Source organism: Erwinia sp. HDF1-3R (assembly GCF_039621855.1).
Lineage (GTDB): Bacteria > Pseudomonadota > Gammaproteobacteria > Enterobacterales > Enterobacteriaceae > Erwinia.
The window spans coordinates 4,202,181-4,220,756 of the sequence record NZ_CP155071.1; the positions used below are offsets into that span (position 1 = coordinate 4,202,181).

11 protein-coding genes and 5 pseudogenes are annotated in these 18,576 nt (G+C 50.7%); 2 read left to right on the plus strand and 14 right to left on the minus strand.

What is annotated here, in order from left to right; genetic code table 11:
• Positions 1 to 40: 40 nt before the first annotated feature.
• The 9 genes and pseudogenes from AAGR22_RS19055 to AAGR22_RS19095 all read right to left on the minus strand — a co-directional run bounded on the left by AAGR22_RS19055 (position 41) and on the right by AAGR22_RS19095 (position 14,111).
• Complete coding sequence (locus tag AAGR22_RS19055) at positions 41 to 781, minus strand: hypothetical protein (RefSeq protein ID WP_345829054.1); 741 nt, start codon at positions 779 to 781, stop codon at positions 41 to 43.
• The gene (locus AAGR22_RS19060; protein WP_345829056.1) at positions 781 to 2,934 is read right to left on the minus strand and encodes a DUF3274 domain-containing protein; all 2,154 of its coding nucleotides are present in this window, start codon (positions 2,932 to 2,934) and stop codon (positions 781 to 783) included. Before AAGR22_RS19060 ends, AAGR22_RS19055 begins: the two co-directional genes overlap by 1 nt.
• Positions 2,931 to 5,465, minus strand: a complete 2,535-nt coding sequence (gene vgrG, locus AAGR22_RS19065) for a type VI secretion system tip protein VgrG (protein ID WP_345829058.1) — start codon at positions 5,463 to 5,465, stop codon at positions 2,931 to 2,933. Before vgrG ends, AAGR22_RS19060 begins: the two co-directional genes overlap by 4 nt.
• 319 nt (positions 5,466 to 5,784) lie before the next feature.
• Positions 5,785 to 5,897: pseudogene (locus tag AAGR22_RS19070) on the minus strand (restriction endonuclease); the annotation flags it as partial.
• Positions 5,898 to 5,927: 30 nt separating this feature from the next.
• Positions 5,928 to 9,446 carry an AAA domain-containing protein gene (locus tag AAGR22_RS19075; protein WP_345829060.1) on the minus strand — a complete coding sequence of 1,173 codons (3,519 nt, stop codon included), beginning with the start codon at positions 9,444 to 9,446 and terminating at the stop codon, positions 5,928 to 5,930.
• A 421-nt stretch (positions 9,447 to 9,867) separates the two neighbouring features.
• Positions 9,868 to 9,987 (minus strand): annotated as a pseudogene (locus tag AAGR22_RS19080) (DUF2778 domain-containing protein); the annotation flags it as partial.
• Between the two features lie 73 nt (positions 9,988 to 10,060).
• Positions 10,061 to 10,762, minus strand: a complete 702-nt coding sequence (locus AAGR22_RS19085) for an ATP-dependent Clp protease proteolytic subunit (RefSeq protein WP_345829061.1) — start codon at positions 10,760 to 10,762, stop codon at positions 10,061 to 10,063.
• Positions 10,763 to 10,780: 18 nt separating this feature from the next.
• The gene (locus AAGR22_RS19090) at positions 10,781 to 12,907 is read right to left on the minus strand and encodes a peptidase domain-containing ABC transporter (protein WP_345829062.1); all 2,127 of its coding nucleotides are present in this window, start codon (positions 12,905 to 12,907) and stop codon (positions 10,781 to 10,783) included.
• On the minus strand, positions 12,900 to 14,111 hold the full coding sequence (locus tag AAGR22_RS19095) for an HlyD family secretion protein (protein ID WP_345829064.1): 1,212 nt from the start codon (positions 14,109 to 14,111) through the stop codon (positions 12,900 to 12,902). Before AAGR22_RS19095 ends, AAGR22_RS19090 begins: the two co-directional genes overlap by 8 nt.
• Before the next feature lie 1,029 nt (positions 14,112 to 15,140).
• Here AAGR22_RS19095 and AAGR22_RS19100 point away from each other — a divergent pair.
• Together AAGR22_RS19100 and AAGR22_RS19105 are read left to right on the plus strand one after the other, a co-directional pair.
• A pseudogene (locus tag AAGR22_RS19100) lies at positions 15,141 to 15,272 on the plus strand (transposase); the annotation flags it as partial.
• Positions 15,273 to 15,306: 34 nt separating this feature from the next.
• A pseudogene (locus AAGR22_RS19105) lies at positions 15,307 to 15,486 on the plus strand (IS256 family transposase); the annotation flags it as partial.
• Positions 15,487 to 15,522: 36 nt separating this feature from the next.
• Here AAGR22_RS19105 and AAGR22_RS19110 read toward each other — a convergent pair.
• The 5 genes and pseudogenes from AAGR22_RS19110 to AAGR22_RS19130 all read right to left on the minus strand — a co-directional run.
• A pseudogene (locus tag AAGR22_RS19110) lies at positions 15,523 to 15,672 on the minus strand (helix-turn-helix domain-containing protein); the annotation flags it as partial.
• 104 nt (positions 15,673 to 15,776) lie between these two features.
• Complete coding sequence (locus AAGR22_RS19115) at positions 15,777 to 16,097, minus strand: hypothetical protein (protein ID WP_345829066.1); 321 nt, start codon at positions 16,095 to 16,097, stop codon at positions 15,777 to 15,779.
• Positions 16,098 to 16,393: 296 nt separating this feature from the next.
• On the minus strand, positions 16,394 to 17,170 hold the full coding sequence (locus AAGR22_RS19120; RefSeq protein WP_345829068.1) for a hypothetical protein: 777 nt from the start codon (positions 17,168 to 17,170) through the stop codon (positions 16,394 to 16,396).
• A 69-nt stretch (positions 17,171 to 17,239) separates the two neighbouring features.
• Positions 17,240 to 17,518, minus strand: a complete 279-nt coding sequence (locus AAGR22_RS19125; RefSeq protein WP_345829070.1) for a hypothetical protein — start codon at positions 17,516 to 17,518, stop codon at positions 17,240 to 17,242.
• A gap of 86 nt (positions 17,519 to 17,604) precedes the next feature.
• Positions 17,605 to 18,546: a hypothetical protein gene (locus tag AAGR22_RS19130; RefSeq protein WP_345829072.1), complete on the minus strand. Its 942-nt coding sequence runs from the start codon at positions 18,544 to 18,546 to the stop codon at positions 17,605 to 17,607.
• Positions 18,547 to 18,576 lie beyond the last annotated feature (30 nt).

Here is an 18,576-nt window from a genome sequence, read left to right on the forward strand (position 1 = left end):
AACTCCCTGTAATGAATAATTCATACCAACCGTCAGGCAACTACAGCCCGGCGTTTAAATCGCACTGCATCTTCGTCCAGCCCCGGTAGTTTTTCACTTCCGGCACCTTATCGGGCAGGTTCTGGAAGTTGGTGTAATACTGGTCAACCAAACGATGCAGGATGCGGGGATCGATATAGTTCAGTCCCCAGGTAGAACGCGCCCCTGGGCGCACAGCATTAATATGATGTGCAATCTCCCTTCCCCGGAAGGTAATGGTGTAATCAATTCCCGGTCCGCCAGGCTCAAGACGGGGATCGTCAAACGGCAGCGAGGACATATAGATATGCCCCTGGTTTGTCAGCAGGAAGCCCTGGTCATTAACAACAGTTGCTGAAATAATATCATTGTAATCAGGGGTATCTGTTCCATCCTCCTCCTGGCCCTTTATCGAAGCATTTCGCCAGGTTTTACCGTAATCTTTTGATACCGTGAAGCCAGCAGAACCCCAATTCGGAACGGCGATATAACGCTCAGAGGCATTGATATAGGGTTTGGTGAATATTCGGTAGAACTGTGACCAGATCTGGCTTCTGATACCCCGATTTTTATCGACAAACCACAGCTCTCCCTCGCAGTTAAAGCCCTTCAGCTCCAGCCAGCGATGGTCGTCAAAGCGGTACACCACATGTACCGGCTTCTGTTTAGTCGCCAGCGACTGCTTAAGCGAGAATGCCCCGTTACAACCCGTCAGAATGCAAAGTGAAACCGCCAGCAGAAATACCCGACCTGATTTACGCATTACCATCTCCAGGCTTCCTTTTCACCGTCCGCTGCCGGGACCTCCTGATAACCTGCCGGTTCTGGCATATCCCACTGGGGTAGGGGGATTTCCCGGTTGTGTATTTCCGGGTGACGGGCCGCCTCCACTCTGACGGCCGGGGAGTATTCATTCACCACCCCAAACTCTCCTGTGGGTAAAACCGCATCAGGTTTGTTCATCAAACGTTTCGTATTTCTTTCATCCAACTTGCCTGTTTTGTAATACTCTTTGGTCGCCTTATCAGGATTATTCCAGTGCCGCCAGTCAGCCATGCGGATCAGGCGCTGCCAGAACTCCCGGTCCTCAAACGCCATACAGTTACCTATCGCCAGGTCATAGGCCATCGCCTTCTCCGGCACGTCCGGACTCTGCACAATCGACGAGTGCTGGCTGAACCTCACCGGATCGCCATGCTTCTCCATCTCATTAATTTCTTCGTCGCTCTTTTTGCGCAGCAGAAAATATTCCGGCCGCTGGCGCGATCCCCCCACGCGTCCTTCGGTAAAACGGGTTTTATAGTGAAGGTTGACGGCGCTCAGTTCCGTTGCGGTCAGCACATGCCCGGGCTGTAGGGTGTAACCATGAATTCGCAGCAGCGGGCGGGATTCTCTTACCTGCCAGAGGCCTTCATAAGCACGGGCTGAATAGTCGGTATAGCGGTCTTCACCCCGGACGCCGGTTTTATATTTCATCGCATCCGCGTTGTCGTGGCCCATCAGGGTGAAGGTAAACACCCCCGGCAGCGCTTCCGCATTGACGGTAACCCCACTGTGCAGGGGATAAGCCGCGTTGGTCGGCCAGCCATCATATTTAAAATCCCCCGCCCGGTACGCGGGCTTTTCAAAGGGCTGCGCGGCAGGCTCACCGCCCGCGGTGTAATGCTGGCAGAAGGCGCGCTGTAAAAGATTGGGGAGGTCGCCAGCAAGCGCATCAGGCACACCCCGCCAGCCGATCCCCTGCACGTTCATCAGCGATACCGTGCCATCGTCCGGGCAGAAATAGTTGTATACCCGCCCGTAATTGTTGCGGCTGTAGCGCGGGTCGCTGTGCCAGTGGTGTTTACGCCCCAGCGTACCGTCGTTGTACATGGCTTTCACAAAGTCAGGGTGGTAACGCCCGGCCGGGTCAAATTTCGGGTTGGTGGCTATCAGCCGGCAAAAATTACGCAGCGTTTCCCGCCGCGCCCTGCTGGTCTGCTGCCGTCCGGGAAGCTGGTTTTCCATAAAGCGGTCCTCCAGCGAATAGGGCGAATGGCAGAGGATGGCGCAGTCTGCGGGATTATATTGAGGGTTTTGCTGTTTGAGCAGCATATTCGCCAGCATGGTGATAAGGGTGCCCTGGCTGTGGGCCACAATATTGATGGTGTCGTGTTCTGTTTCAGGATTTCGTCTGATTTCCAGTATCAAATCTGCCAGCCGCTGGGCGGCAAAGAACTGGTAAATACGGTGGGGATTGCCATAAATAGGGTGGGTGAAATTCCCGCCGTTCAGTTTACGGCTGTAAATCCCAGCCATCCAGATCGCACCGCCGCTGGCCCCCGGCCCCAGCATATCCGGAATGCAGGTGGTGGCGTTGGCAAAGGGTCCGCCGTTTTTCGCCGCCGCCTGGTTCAGCACGTTACCGTAATTATCGTTGCAGTAGCCGCGACCTTCCGGATTGAGCCTGCGCAGGCGGGCCGGGTCATCTTCCTGGTAAGCATCGTAAGGCAGCACCGTTTCCAGCCCCCGTTTTCTGACTTCCTCCCGGTAGCGGCACTGGTCTTCGTTATACGCCTGATGGTCAACGGGACGGTAGCCCCAGAAGAACGGAATAATGGGCGAACGGCCGCTGCACGTTATCCTCCTGGGGGCATCGCTCAGATCGGTCAGCCCCGCCATCTCTCCCCACTGATGCACAAACATATCGTCTCTTGCCAGCCTCGTGTTCAGCCCGGCCACAATGCCCTGCTCCTGATTCTCATAGGCCTCACCGACATCATTGACGCCGTGCACCAGGATAACAATACAGGGGAGCGGGCTTTTCACCGCGAAATCCTGACATATCATCGCGCCTGCGGTATCGCGCTGAAGACCGATAAAACTCCCTAGCTCGGGGTTGTTATAAACCCGGTCCGGTGTTTTTTCCCTGGTCATAATTTAGAACTCCTGACGAGTGTAATAACGAACTGCTCCGTTTCAGCAATATCCAGCAGGGGTGAGTAACCCTTGTCATCCGTTACCCCTTCCGTCACGCTGCCATCCGGTTTCTTTACCCGGAAAGCCTGATGGCTCAGCGGGTGTTTGCGGTCCCCTTCACGAAACAGCCGGGCCTGACGAGCCAGCGGGTTTTGCTGAAAAACGGGAGACACAATCTTCGCCGTATCCCCTTTCTGGTAATTCAGCGCAGGGGATTTTTGTTCGATGCGGGTTGGGGAGAAGATTTCCACGCCGCCACTGGGATGAATGCGGATCCCCCCGCCACCACAGTGAAGGAACAGTCCGTTTTTGGCACTGAGCTGCATCTCACCATTGACGCTGGTCAGGTGCATATCCTGGTCAGAAAGTGCAGCCAGCTTGCCGCGCTGGGCCTGTAGGGTGATATTGCCGCCTGCCGCAATCAGCTTAATACCCACCCGGCGAACAAACGCCGATATCCCCTGCCCGGCGGCCAGTGACAGCGTTTTGAAAATGTTGACGCTGCCACTATTACCCGCCGTCACCACTACATCCTGTCCGGCAGAGAGCTGGATATTTTCCGGCGTGGCCTGCGCAATGCCGGCATCTCCCCAGGCGACAATGCCGGGTTTTTCCAGCCCGGACAGGGCCTGGTTCATATTCTGCTGTGTATCGGTGTTCACCGCATCAGCCCCGGCGCTTCCGGCACTGGACTGGAGGGTGTAGGCCATGCTCAGCGCCTGCTCAAGGTGCCGGATAATTTCTGCCATATCGAGCTGTTTACCGCTGGCCCCGGGCTGCGCAGAAGTGGTCAGCAGAATACCTTCAGCCGCTCTCAGCGCAGCATGTTTGTCCGTACGAAGCTCTGCCCCTTCGCCGCGAGGCTTGCGGCTGGCGTCCACCATGTGCCCAATATTCAGCTGCGATTTGCCGTAACCGGTCGCCAGCTTGATATGCTCGTGGTTTTTCTCATCCTCCATCCGCAGTTTGTTTTGCCCCAGGGTGCGGATAACGTTGCGGGTGCTGTTGCTGTCATTAACCACATCGGGGTTAAGCGCATCGTGAAGCACATGGGCAATATAAGGACGCTCCGGGTCTCCCCCTTCAAAGGCCACGGCCACCTCTGTGTTATCCAGCAGGGGGAAATGAATACCAAAGCGGTCACCGGCGTAGATACGCGCCAGGCGCACCGGCATGCTTTCCCGTCCTTTGTCCCACTCATCAAGGTCAAAGCTGAATTTTACGCGGTAACGCCCGTCTTTATCGGGGCGGGCCAGCCGGTCATTATCGCTGAACCCCGAAACGCGCGCAGGTACGGTGCCGGAAATGACCGGACGGGTAAGCCGTTCAGGACGAAAGGCACTCAGCTCGCTGTAGGGGATCCCACACAACTCAGCCTGGAAAGCGTGGCTGCGTGATGCACTGCTTTTCAGGCTGGTGACCAGCAGTCCCGGCGAGAAGGCCTCGGGATGCGGACCATCAATGTCGGCCACCACACCGGGTAACAACGCCGGATCATTCGCTACGGCTTCCAGCCGGATGCGTTCGCACAGATGGCGCTCGTGGCGAATGCGGGCGTAAAACCAGCTTGTTTCGGCCTGTCCCCCGCTGATGCTTTCCCAGCGATCCCCCTCATCCTGCTGGATGTCTGCATAGTGGTAATCACAGCCGGTGATGAAGGGAGCCTCCCGGCTGATGTCCGCCACCGACTCCAGCGGCATGAAGCGCTGTATTCGGTAGTTATAATCGCGGGTACGTACAGCGGCGGGGATCACACTGGCATGACTTATCATTTTTCGGATGGTCGTCCGATCCCCGACCATACCCGATAGCGGCAATGCCGTAATTTTATGCCCGAAAACATAAGAACTCTGACTGTCACCAAATACCATAACCGTCACGCTGCTGACGGTTTCATGCTGTTTGAAACGAAACCCTATTCCCACTTCGGACAGCAGGCGCTGGATAAAGGCCAGGTCCGTTTCTCCCCACTGAACAATCATTTCGCGCAGAGGGTACGACCAGGACAGCCCCTCCATATCGATTTCATAGCCTTCCATGCCGTGAGACTTAAGCAGGTTGCTAACCAGCTCAGGGACCGACATTTGCTGGTAAATAGCGTAGCGGCGAGAGTGGCGGAGGAGCGTGAGCGGGTGTTCAAGGATGGCTTCGTAAAACGTTTCATCCAGACTGCTCGAGAGCCGGGAAAGTGACGTGATCACGCCAAAAACTTCACGCAACGTTTCCCACTTACTCTTCTCCGGCTGGTGGCGAGACCAGCCAGCCGTGGGCCTGCGCATCGTCAGTACCGCAGGTTTCATCATCACCACGTCAGGCACGATATCCTTGTCTGCCGAGGTGAAGCGAATCACATAGCGGTACGGCTGACTTAGCGTTTCTTCACCGGTAAATGATGCAACATCCGCATAAATACCGGGCTGCTGGAAATCCAGAAGATAGCGGTTAAGCGTGTTTACCGGGTCCTCAGCTGCGGTGCCTGAATGGGTCATGTTTTCTCCTTAAAACACCCATAAATACTGTGGTTAATGGTACATAGGAACCCTGGTGTTTTGTATAAAAATTATCCCGGGAAGTGAATTATGCGATCAAGGTAATGTTTTACAGGGGGCGGGACTGGGGAGTTTGCAGAGCGTTTTTAAGGACTGGGATTGTGTTAATGGACTATTGGATAATTGAAGATAAACGGCATAACAGGCAGAGAGCGAGAGGGTTTAATGTCCTTACAGCCACTAAACCCTCTCGCTAATTTTAGTCGAAATAATTCATATCCAGTTTGGGTATGCGTAGCAGGCGTGAAGAGACACCCACCTAATTTTCGGTCATTAAATGCACCAAACGCTGCCCATCAACCAGTGCTATTCCCTCCACCTGATGAGAAAATCCCGCGCCTGAGCGGTAAAGCCTGATGTGGTGATAAATACGTCACAACGACTACCTTATCCCTCTCTTGCTTACAACTGGCGCTGCTGGAGACTGGAATAAATCGTTTTGATTTCACCTGTTAAGCTTTCGCCACGATAGACCATTGACGTATCGTACCGTTGATATTTCTCTTCTCGCGTGGCGCTAAACCAGTTAAATGACCCTACACACAGCAGCCCCTCGTCCCCAATCACAATTTTACTGTGAACGCGTTTGACCAGCTTCGTCGCAATACCCATCTCGTTCAGCTTTTCCAGTGCGGCGTGAAGTTGCTGCTTTTTCTCTATGTGCTTTTGATAATCAGCGTGTTCAGTATTGTAATTTCTGTCCGTAACCACGGTGATATCAATACCACGCGATCGCGCCTGCATCATCGACGTCAGAAAGCCGGTTTGCTCCAGCTTTTGCCAGCTCAACCAGGGGGAAACGATGGTAATGTTCTTTCCGATAGTGCCGAAGGTCTGGTTCAGAAACGCATCATGCTGCTCCACCCCGTGCAGCGTAGAGATCTGCGTCTGGGCTGTGCTTAAATCTTTGCGTTCCAGAAACTCAAACTGCAATGCATTGCTGTCTGAGGCAAACAGGTATTTTGCCAGCAATCCTCGTGGCGAAGAGCCTGGCTGGATCTCAAACAGATCCATATCACCGAGGACCAGGAAGCTATCTTTGGCACGAGAGACGGCGACGTTCAGCATGCTGCTGTCGCTGTCGATAAAACCGCCGTCCTCATGTTTGGAATAGACCGGGGAGAAGAGCACGATCGCTCTTTCCGCCCCCTGCAGGGAGTGCACCGTGCCCACCGTCAAAGAATCGTCACCGCCGCTACAGTTAATGTCGAACTTACGCAATGCCGCTTTGATGGCGTTAACCTGCGCCGAAAAGGGCGTAATGACCCCCACCACTTTGTGCAGCGACTCACCGTAATGGCGCTCTATTTCCTCTTTTTGCGCCACCAGCCAGGCCGCTATCGTTCCGGCCTCAAAGGCGTTATAACGACTCCCACCGTTTGTCTGCATGCCTTTACCGTCGATATGCAGATAGCCCATTGCCGGAAAAGGCTTATCTTTTACAATACCCCGTTTAGGCAGTAATTTACCGTGATAGCACAGCGCATTACAGTAGCCGATAATGTTATCGAAGCAGCGACGATGCTCGTACAGGTACATCCCACGAGCCAGATCCGGGTCATACTGATAGAGCGAGGTAAACTGGGCCACCTTCATGACGCTGCCGGACGCCGCACTTTTACCTGAATCACATACCAGGGCATAGGCTTCCGCCAGTTCTTCCTGGGTGCCTCCGGGGAGAATGTTCTCCTCTACCATATTGCCTATATCGATACCGGGCAAACTGTTCCAGATCGGCGCGATCTGTTCCGTATCGCCAATCACTAATGCTTTTTTCGCCAGCGCGAAGGAAGCCGCGGCCACCTCAGGAAGCACCTGCCCCGCTTCATCGACGATCAGCAGATCGGCAAAATTATATAAATAACTATCGTCAAATTTCTTCGCCCCACCAACATGTTCCCTAATGACCAGATGATGAGGCAGCATATAGCATGTCATCACCACACAAGGCGTGAGCTTCATTCTCCGCTGCCAGCGGGCCTTAACCGCTTTCGCCCCTTTTAGGCCCTTTTCTTTCTGTAAGTTGTCAATGGCAGCCATATCCATCAACCACCGGCCTTCCCAGTAGTGCGTTGCCAAAAGGAACGCCGGGAAGCGAATCTGCGTATCAGCCAGCTCATCGGCACCGGCCAGGCTCAGTTCCTCTTCGCCTGTATATCCCAGCGTCCGGGCCAGGCTATCCCAGTACTGGATAGCCTCACGTTCTCGTCGGGAAACGTCCTGAGCATGATTGATTTGCTGTTGATAGTCGCTCTGCTCTTTTTGTGACCGCGTAATCAGGTCGTCGATATACGCATCGATCCCTTCCGGCACAGTCCCCTGGAACGCGGCCATTCTTGTGCCAAAAGTAGCGTCGAGTAAGAGATTAATCTGGTAGTGGCGCTTAGTGCGAACGGCGGGGATCCAGGAGAATAACGCATATACTATCGACTCATCGGCGCGATATTGCTGCCACTGCTTTTTGCCCTGGGTTAACAGCGCGATTTCATCTGTGCTGTCGTGCAGTAACCTGCTTTTGTCCTGAATATACTGCCCGAGATCTTCGCTGATGGCGTTTCGCTCCTGACGAATACGGTTCAGGCTGTCCCAGGCGGGTTCAATTAGCTTAAGCCGATCGGACTGCTGAGTTAAACGCTCATGCAGGCGATCCACGACGCGTTCGACGGAACTGCATTCCACCGCTGGGAATGCTTCTTTAGCCCTTTCAAGATAGAAAGTCTGCGCCTCCTCAACATACTCGCCAGACTCAACGCGATTGAAAAAATCTTCCGTCTGGTATTTTTTTGCGGCCTCGGCCTTACGGCCCGAAGACGGAAAGTAAGCGCCATAACTTTTCAACTCAGGCAGCCAACGCCCGGCCATTGCGCCAGTGCCGGTGGCAAAATCTTTACCGAAGGCTTCAATAATGTTGGTCACAGCCTGATTGTTGGTTGATGTGGCCATCACCACCGGTGGCTCAGTTTTATTAAGGGCAGCTCTTGCCCATTCAGTGGCAATAATAGAGAGAACGAGGGTGGTTTTGCCGGTTCCCGGCGGGCCGTTGACGGCAAGGATTTCACCCGGCTGCTGGGTCAGATAATGGCTCAGGGCGTCGCGCTGTGCCGCAGCTAGCGGAAACTCATCCCCGGAATACCCCAGCCGGTCAGTGAGCTTTGCATTGGCCGCAAGGAGGGGTTTTAAGGAAGGCATCGCCGGTGAGGCAAAACGCGCCAATAACGGAACGTCTTTTTTACACATCAGCAGATGATCGTACAGGGGAAGAATATGGATGCTGGCTCCGCCGGGCTGATTCGCTTTGATAACATAACCATACCCAGCCGGTTCGTATTGCTCATAGGTTGTGCACCACAGTCCGGCGACGTTGTTTAAGAGATCGTCAGCCTCTTTCAGATATGTTTGCCACTGATGATGATACCTGGCATGACGCTCTTCCCGCTGCTCATCCGTTTCTTCACGATGCTCCTGTTCGTCATCAACACTCAAGGTGGCTGAGTTATGCGTCGTTTTGTATTTATCGTACTGAGTCATCTCGCCAATCGAGAATGTGCCTTTGGGAAGGGGTTCAAGCAGGTCACGGGGAATGGTGGTGGGCGCCTTAGGAAACAAGAAACCTTCACGACTCAGTCGCGCGGAGGTCACCAGCGGTGTGACGATGCCTGGTGCCCCTGCCGTCCGTTCTTTGCCATGCTGAAGCTGGCGGATCCAGACATTCGGCCGTAAAAGCACTTCGACCGTTTTAACCGCATCGCCTTCACCCTCAAAGAACGCAGGAACGATCTCCTCATCCAACCGTCCCGTGGTGATATCCACCCAGCGGGTGAATTTATCCGCATCTTTACGCTCAAATGCCCCTTTGCCAGACTCGGCATCTGCTAAGGAATTACGCCAGTATGATGCGAACCCCTGAGTGTTCCTGTCCATTGCCCGTCCCGTGACTTAAATGAAATTATTGATTACGTTGATATAAACGCAGCACATAGTTAAGCATTGTCCACGTTGAGAACGCGATCGCAATAATTTATTTGAAAACGGCCGTGGAAGTCGGCTGATACTTAATCCGAATAAAAAGTAGATAAGTCAGCGCATTCGGCAGGATCGGGCCTTAAGAAAATTAATAACATCACATAAAAATATCTATAGGTAATTATCAATGATTATTACATAGCACGTGTCAGTATGAGTTTATCTGTGATGAAGATTAGCCGCTTGTTTTTTATCAGCATAACCTTTCGCGCCGTGATTTTATGCATGGCTGCTATCTTAGTTACCCACTTCTGTGGCAGAAATAGTGATAACTCACTCAGAACCGGATAAATAGACTTAATCCGATGACCTAAACTTACGATACGCGGCCTGGATGAAGTCTGAATAATCCCCGTTTAACCCCATCGATCCAGATATGATCGTCAATAATCCAGTCGTCCCTGAATAAAGCAAACGATTCATCACGACCAAACTCAGCGGCGTTGTCTCACTAATAGCTGAGCTGGCTAACGCCAACCTATTGGTGCCTTACCCCTGAACAGACCCTTACGTCAGCCCTGACTGTCGGTAATATAATAGGTCAACGGATAGCTGTGACTTTCTCTGACGCCTTTGGTCACCAGCCCGTGTTTCGCCGCTTCGTCAGCCGGATATATCACCCTGCCGGTTTCAGAATCAGTTATTTTTTCTAATTCCTCACGCGAAAGCGATGTGCATGAGGCATAGACTTTCCGAAATATGGCGTTGTAATTTTCGTCTTCCTCCAGAATTCGGCGTGCCTGGTCCGGCTTGATGTAATCCGTCTTTTCATCAGGTGCCGCCGCCGGATGCAGCATAAACTGCGCCATTGGCATCGAATAGCGCTCAGGCGAGGCACAGTAAATAAGGGTGGCGGATGAAGCCGTCACGGACGCATTAATCATATTGAGTGTAATCGGGCTTTTACGCAGCGTTTCATAGGCAACATATCCGGCATCCATGTCGCCGCCACGGCTGTTAAGATAAACGTCTATATTATGCACGTTACGGTAGTTTTCCCGTATCTCTGCCAGGGCGGATATCAGCCAGGTTACCGTCTGATTGTTCACCTGACCGTTAAAATAGACGCCTGCTTCGTTTACCTGGCCGTTGCCCACGGTATCGCTCTTGATGAACGTTACGTTTGCCTGTGCGCAGGCTGACGCCAGCAGCAACGCGATGGTGGTAGCGGGGAGCTTTTTCATTTTACCGTTTTCCCTTTTTGATCTGGACATCCGGTTATCCCGGTGAGGTTAATTTTCCTGGCCGCGCAATGATTCATTGCCCAGTACAAGGGTACGTCCGGCCGAGGAGATAGTGGACGGTCGGTGCGCGATAATGACGCGGGTTATGTTGAGGGTTCGTATCGCCGCATTGATCAGCGCTTCATTCTGTTCATCAAGATGGCTGGTGGCCTCGTCCATAAACAAAATGCCCGGCCGACGATACAGCGCGCGGGCAATAAAAATACGCTGCCGCTGTCCGCCCGACAGGCCTTCACCGAGCTCGCCAGTCAGGGTTTCATACCTCATCGGCAGTGCCATGATGTCATCGTGAATGTGGCTCAGTCGGGCGCACTCCTCCATCCATTCAACATCGACATCGGGGGAGAATCCGGTGATATTGTCGCGCAGTGAACCCGCCAGTAGCCGGTCTTCCTGCAGGATACAGGCCACCGCCCTGCGGTAGTTATCAAGTCCCGCGGCCTGGATGTCGATGCCGTCGACCAGGACACGCCCGCTCTCCGGCAGGGTCAGGCCAGACAACACCTTCATCAGCGTGGTTTTTCCGGTGCCCGACGGGCCGGTGATGGCCACGCTCTCCCCTGCCGATATGGTCAGACTGAGATCGCTGAATACCGGGGAGGAATGACCGTCATACCGGAATGTCAGTCCCTCACCTTTCAGGGATAAGGGGCGGCCTGGTGTAAAAATCTCTTTTTCCCTCCTTTGCGGCTCCGGTTCTGAGAGCGCGATGTCCGCGATGCGCTCGTTATGTAACGACAGCATCCGCAACTGCAATACCAGTGTGGTCAGCGACAGTACCCGGTCTGAAAACATACCCCGGAAGGCGCTGAAGGCCACGAAAGCCCCCAACGTCATGGTATGAGTAATGACCGCAGAAATTCCCAGCCACAGAATAATGACCCCATCGCAGGCGGCAATGAATGTACCGGTGATGCTGGCAAGCATGTCAAAGCGCAGCAGGCTCACGCCGGAACCGGCTGCATCTGCAATCATATTGAGCCAGGTCTGACGGCGCTGCTCTGCCAGCCCCTGAGCGCGTACGGTGGCTGCCGCATACAGCGTTTCGGTAAAGGAGGAGGCAGCCCGTGCATTTTTTATCAGCAGCTCTTCCTGCGCCTGACGATAGCGGGGCCATGTCAGTACCCGCAGCAGGATAAAGACAAACGTGAATGCCACGACCACCCATACAAGCGGGCCGCCGTAAACCACGAGCAGGATAAATGACCCCATGATCATGATGCCGTCAATCATTGCGCCGGTCAGGCTCTGGGTAAAGGTGGTGCGCAGGGTATCCAGCGATGAGAAACGTGACTGAACATCCCCCATCCGGCGTTTTTCAAACCAGGACAGCGGCAGGCGCAGAAGGTGACGATAAAGCCCGTCCTTCCACTGTAAATCGGTACAGGTACCCATCACCATCAGGATCCAGCCGCGAAACAGGCTGACGCCGGCCTGAAGCAGGGTGAGCAGAAGCAGGCTGAGACAGATGAGCGTGAGCAGGCCCTTATCTGCCGCCGGCACTGCGTTGTCCATTACCATCTGGGTGCCCACCGGGAGCAGCAGGGTAATAAATTCAATCATCAGCGACAGACAGAATATTTTTATCAGCGTGGCGCGAAAGCCAGTAATGCCGCGCAGCAGAGTACTGACCTTAAGGCGCTGCCGTCGCGTTTCGGGGGTAAAGTGGGTGTCCGGCCAGAGCTCAAGTGCCACACCGGTAAAGTGTGTAGAGACTGCGGTCAGGGGCATGTCCAGCCTCCCCGCGGCCGGATCGTGAATAATGCAGCGGTTCCCTCTGACGCAGACCAGCACCACAAAGTGGTTAAAATCCCAGTGCAGAATGCAGGGCTTACGCAACTCATTAAGCTGTGCCAGCTCCAACGCGAGCGGCCGGGCCGCCAGATTCATTTCCGCTGCCACGCCGATAAGCGAGGCCAGTGTACTGCCGCGAGACGACAGCCCAGCCTGCTGGCGCAGGGACAGTAAATCTGTACGGCTACCGTGGAAACCCGCCACCATCGCCAGACAGGCCAGGCCGCATTCAGCCGCTTCCGTCTGCAGATGTAAGGGGACACGTCCACGACCGGTGAACCTTAGCATCCCCCGCAGCCGGTTCAGGAGCATATCATCCATGAATAATTCCTGTAGCGCTGTCGCGTACGTCATACAACGGGGAGAGGATCCACTGATACAGGCGACGTTCATCCAGGAAAAGGGTGACGGAGGCCTTCATGCCGTTTTCTGCCTGTATCTTGCGGCGTTTGTAGATGAAGCGGTCAGAGGACGGCGTCACCACAACCCGGTACCACGTCTGCGGTCCGGTAAGTGAACGCAACGGCGCGCCGGGATAGGTGGCCATTTCCTGCCAGGACGCCGGTGTGTGTGCCACCGCCGCAATTTTTCCCGGAAACTGGCCAAACTTTTCGGCAGGGAAAGCATCGTAACGGATATTCACGGGCTGCCCTACAGTGAGATAGGGTACGGCCGCATCAGGTACCCAGAGGACCAGAGCACGGTAGTGTGCATTGCCCGGAATGATCTGCAGAAGGCTGTCTCCAGCGGCCACGGTCTGACCTGGCGTGACACTCAGCGTGTCGACCACGCCATCCACGGGAGAAGTGATAACCTGATCACCGCTGGCATCCGCATCTGTCAGTTCACCTTCCAGCGTGCTTTTTTGCACGGCAATCTGGTTGAGCTGACTGTCAAAATCGGCCGCCTGAGTCTGCAGCGCGCTGCGCAGGGCCAGTACCTGCAGCGCATTCTGTTCATTCTGACTCTCAAGGCCCAGCATATCGTTCTGCTGCTGATAATAAAGGGCGGTCTGGCTGATAAGCTGATCGCGGTTAATCAGTCCCTGCCGCTGATACTGACGATAGTTATCCATATTTTCCTTCATCAGGCGAAGGCCTTCATGGGCCCGTGCCACCACATCTGTGGAGCGCTTCAGCGCCAGTTCATAGCGGATCTTTTCCTCACCCAGCATGGCCAGCGTCAGACTGCGGTTACGGGTGATATCGGCAGCAATGCGGTTCAGGGTTGCAATACGATTTTCGAGGCTTTCACGATGTCTCCTACTGACCACGCCGGAGGTCGTGGTGCGGCTGACGTCAATCCGATAGAGGGTCTGCCCCTTTCTGACGTATTCGCCCTGAGTTGCCGAACGGCTGACGATAAACCCCTGCTGCGGAGAAAAAACGGTTACTGCCCGGGGCGTTGAAATAATTTCACCAGAAACGTTAATGCGACGGGTGTAAGAGCATGAAATAATCAGAATGAAGAAGGCGGCGAAAAAAAAAAGAGGTAAACGCGATAACGTAATATCCGGTATGGCCAAATATCAACACAGCTTTGCCAGCCCAGTTATTATTTCTGGCATCCAGGGCTTCCTTTCTGAAAAGCATTTCCATCCGGCTCCGGCAGATAAAATATCAGTAAATAATCAAATCAGGGGACAAAGCCTGGCAGGCTGCATGCCCCTGATAATTAATTACCAGTGACACTGTCCATTAACGCTGTGAGCGTTTGCGTCTCCACCTAAATTGCCACCACCGGCATGGTTATTCGAACGACTATCTCTACATCCAATATATCCACCAATAGCTCCCGATATAGCGCCATAAACAGCACCTTCAGCAGCTCCGGTTAATGCTCCGGCTGCAATACCTGCAGGGCCACCTGCGATTCCCGCAACTCCCCCACGCAGTGCATTTGCGGCAGCTCCACCGGCTGCGCCACTAAGGCCGCCCTTCACAGACGCTCTTGCACAGCCCCCCTCGTAATTTGAATTAGCATTCCCCCCGGAAATGATATTTATCTCATCTTGCGTCAGTTCTCTTAACATGCTACTTGTCCTCGGTTGGTAATATTTTAGTAACAATAAATCCAGATACAGTCACAGCTACAGCCACAGTAAAAAACATTATTAAAAAAGGATGAGATACGTAAAAAAAGCTACCTGAGATAAAATGAATCACCATGGATGTTATGGCTGCGCTAAATATAATTATTAGTAGTTTCTCTTTACTTAAAATACTCATACACAAACCTTAATTTTATTAAATTCGTCGGTAATACTTATAATATAAAAAAACTTACAATAAACTGACAAAATAATTTCACAAGGTAACTAAATGATTCAAATAATTTCCCAGATTGAAAAAATGAAGTTAATTCTATGTTTATTAAGGATTTAAAGGACATATGCTGGCGTGATATTTTATTACTTTTAGTGCTAATTATTTCATATTGAACTTTACTTATCTAGATTAGGCAAAGAAATGGCCATGTAAGTATCCCGCTAAAACGGCCCATTCACATTTAGAGATCTTCCGGCATACTTACTCTGCTAATGAAGGAGATCGCTATGCGTAAAGCACGATTCACCGAACACCAGATTATTGCTGTCCTGAAGTCTGTCGAAGCTGGACGTACCGTGAAAGAGGTCTGTCGTGAGGCCGGGATTTCCGAAGCCTCCTGTTACAACTGGAAATCTCAAAAAGTGCGTGGAACTAAAGCTGGGTTACTTACACATGATCCGTCAGGCAATAAAGAAACGCAAGGTGTTCCCGACGGATGACTCGGTGCGGAAAGTCATTTATCTGGCGATCAGGGATGCTTCAAAAAAATGGAATATGCCGATCCGAAACTGGCGGCTGGCGATGAGTCGCTTTATTATCGAGTTCGGTGACCGCTTGAGCGATCACCTTTAATGTGGTGGCAGTTACACAGAATTATTTACAGGCTCCACCGCCTTCATCAGCCAGTTCGCGATAGCGGTAAAATGTATCACGGGAGACACCCATGATTTTACATGCTTTAGATACGTTGCTGAGTTCTTCAGCCAGATTGAGCAAACCGGTTTTGTGTTTTAAGACGGGATTGGTAGTATGAAGCATGAGAGTTACCTCGTGTTTTGTATAAGGATTCGACACCCATATCAAAACCGGTAACTCTCAACCTTTCAAGGTCATATGTCAGATCAAGTCGCGACTAATACAGCTTATTTAGGGATGGCTTCAACTACTGCGCTATCAATCTTTAATGACAGAGCAATGGTCGCATCATCATAGCCTGCAAAACGCATACTCTTTACTTCACTAATTATCTGAGCATCATTCTTAACGTCATCAGCTACAGGTTGAACATCCGTTAATGGTTTCAACTTTTGTACAGCAGAACCTACTGTTAAGGCAATCACAACCAGTACAGCGAAGCAACCGCCAGCAAAGGCGATCATTTGTTGGAATACTGTTGTAGAAACCATTGCGCCTGCAACGGTTATGAAGGCAATGATGATTGTCGCAATTGAAGAAATGTTCAAGAAACTCTCCCAGAGTCAGCTATTAGTATGAAATCCTACTAACAATGTAGCTTACTTGTATTATTCTGAGCAATAGAAGCCATAAAGCCCCCGTTGGTGGTACTACCAACAACCGGAGCGCAACGACTTCATCAACAGTACAGAGTGATCACACCTTATTAGGTTAACCGTGCACCCTTTAGTGAGTGTGGCTGGTTGCTGCTTAGTCTTCAACCATGTCGATTACGTTAATACTCTCTGATGAAGGTGGCAAAATCTGCGCCCTGCCATCATACCAAAATCTTTGAGGTAGACGATTAATCCTCCTGCTTTGATGCTTCTATCATACTGTTAAAAAGCCCAGTAAGAATTTTACTGTGAGTTATTTCGACTTTCATTATTTTCTGGTGGCTACCCTTGGTAAGCTGTGAAAGAAACTTTAGTGTCTTTACTTCATGCAAATTTTGACCCACACAAAGATTATAAAGCACAATAAAGCCTTCAACAATGAAGTACCACATAGTTCCTCTAAATGCATCGGCTCTTCTTTGCGTAAAATTGGAAAGTAAAACCTTGATTATTTCATCAGAAATGTTCCCTGTGCTATCGACCATTCTGAAAATAGAAATCTTCACAAAAAGGTCTAACCTAAACCCGCTTAATTTGTTAATTCTTATTTTCTTCTGAGCAATACATAATCTAAAAAGATCATCAAGACTTTTCGTACCTTGGACAGTATCGTAATGCGTGTGCTTTGCAATTGACGCTCGCCAAAGAATGCTTATTAGAAAAAGATAAAATTTCTCATACTGAAAAGATGCAATAATAATGTGATCGGAATTTTTACGAAAATTAGTATGGTCTCGCAACACACGTATTCCATAATGTTCGTAGTTAATTGATAAGAATTGCTCACATTCTCTGCAAAGCATAGGCTCTTTTGGGGAAAAGCTTCCTGTTATGGTTTTTTTTCCTTCCTGTATAACCATAATTTTACCGTCTTTTTTCTTTAACTTTTTGAAATAGCTTTTTGGAATTATGTGCGATTGTTGCAACTCACTTTTTTGAAGGCATAATTTACAAATCCTTTTCATTATTTCCCTCCTGATCAATGTGGCAAAGTCTGCGCCCTGCCACAATACAACAAATTTTGAAAAAGACATTTAGTTGGATTTTTCGACTATTTCAAAAATAGTCCCATCATCCCTAGTAAGTTTTGCTTTCTCCATATCAATTGAGAATGTAATGCTTTTAGTCCGTTTTTCAAAACTCAGATTATCATTCTCGCCATGAACTGGATGAACGCTTGTGATATCCATTGTAAACTTACCATCTTCAATTGGATGAACGAAGCGCCAGCGGCGATCTTCGAAACTATCGTTTTCAATACAACTGTAGGTTATTCCCTCTCTCTTTACAGAGTAACTCTTAATCTGTGTCATAAAATCCTCTCTCCTTAAGTTTTTATCTCTTTAACGTCAACAAAAATCATAAAATGACAAACATGAAGGTGATATTTATTATAATTTCATTGTTCTTTCTTTTGATAGTTAGCTTTAAGAAAGTCTTCGTATTGCCTTGGCAATAAAGCTATTTCTCCCCATTTTTTGGTTGGAGACCAATAACCAGCGCCAACTTCTGCTATAACTCCATAGAATATCAGTATTCTTCGCAATGAGTGCTCCGCTATTATACCGCGCGCATCCAAATCATTGTTGTTAGCTGATATTCTGAAATCAACATTGCCGGGTAAGTGAGGATGTCTCAGAAAAACGTGAGAGGTTGAATCAAATCGTTTAATGCGAATTATTTCCCCAAAATAGAATTTCGGCTCATCAGTTACTTCATCAATTTCAGCGGCATCTTGTAAATCAACGTCTAAAACGTATCTCAATACTTTATCTTCAACAACTATATGAATTTCTCTATGATAGTTGTGCCTAAAATTAGTGCATAATGATTGGACGCTAGTTACCTTACTAGGAAGTTTAAAGGTTTCACCATCGTGCCTCGAAACTGGCACTGCGACTTCTGGACCATCCTCACTTTCAAATTGTGTTTCTAATGGTTCCTGTTCGCCGTCAAAATCTGCTCTTGGTTGATTTTCTGGTCTTTCCTGCATGAACCCACTGATGATAACTAAATCCTGATCTTCAACAGCCTGTCTTGCTTCTTCTTCAGAGTTATATTTTTTCCCAGACATTTGACTACTTCTAAGACGACAATATGGAGCATCTTCATCAGGAAAGTGACGGAACAAAGCTTCTCTGCCATTTGCCATGACTGCAACAGCAGGATCGTTAGGAACTCGAGTCAAAGGCTCATAGCATGAAGGGCAATGTAGATGCCCTTTCATATGGGCCAAGTAATCCAGCGGCTCAATAGCGGTACGTACTAATAGCGCTATAGGCTGCTGTATTCTATCCCAAATGGGATCGTAGTAAGCATAAGCAATTCTGTTAAAAGCCATAATCACCTCCCTTATAATTTTCTCAATAAA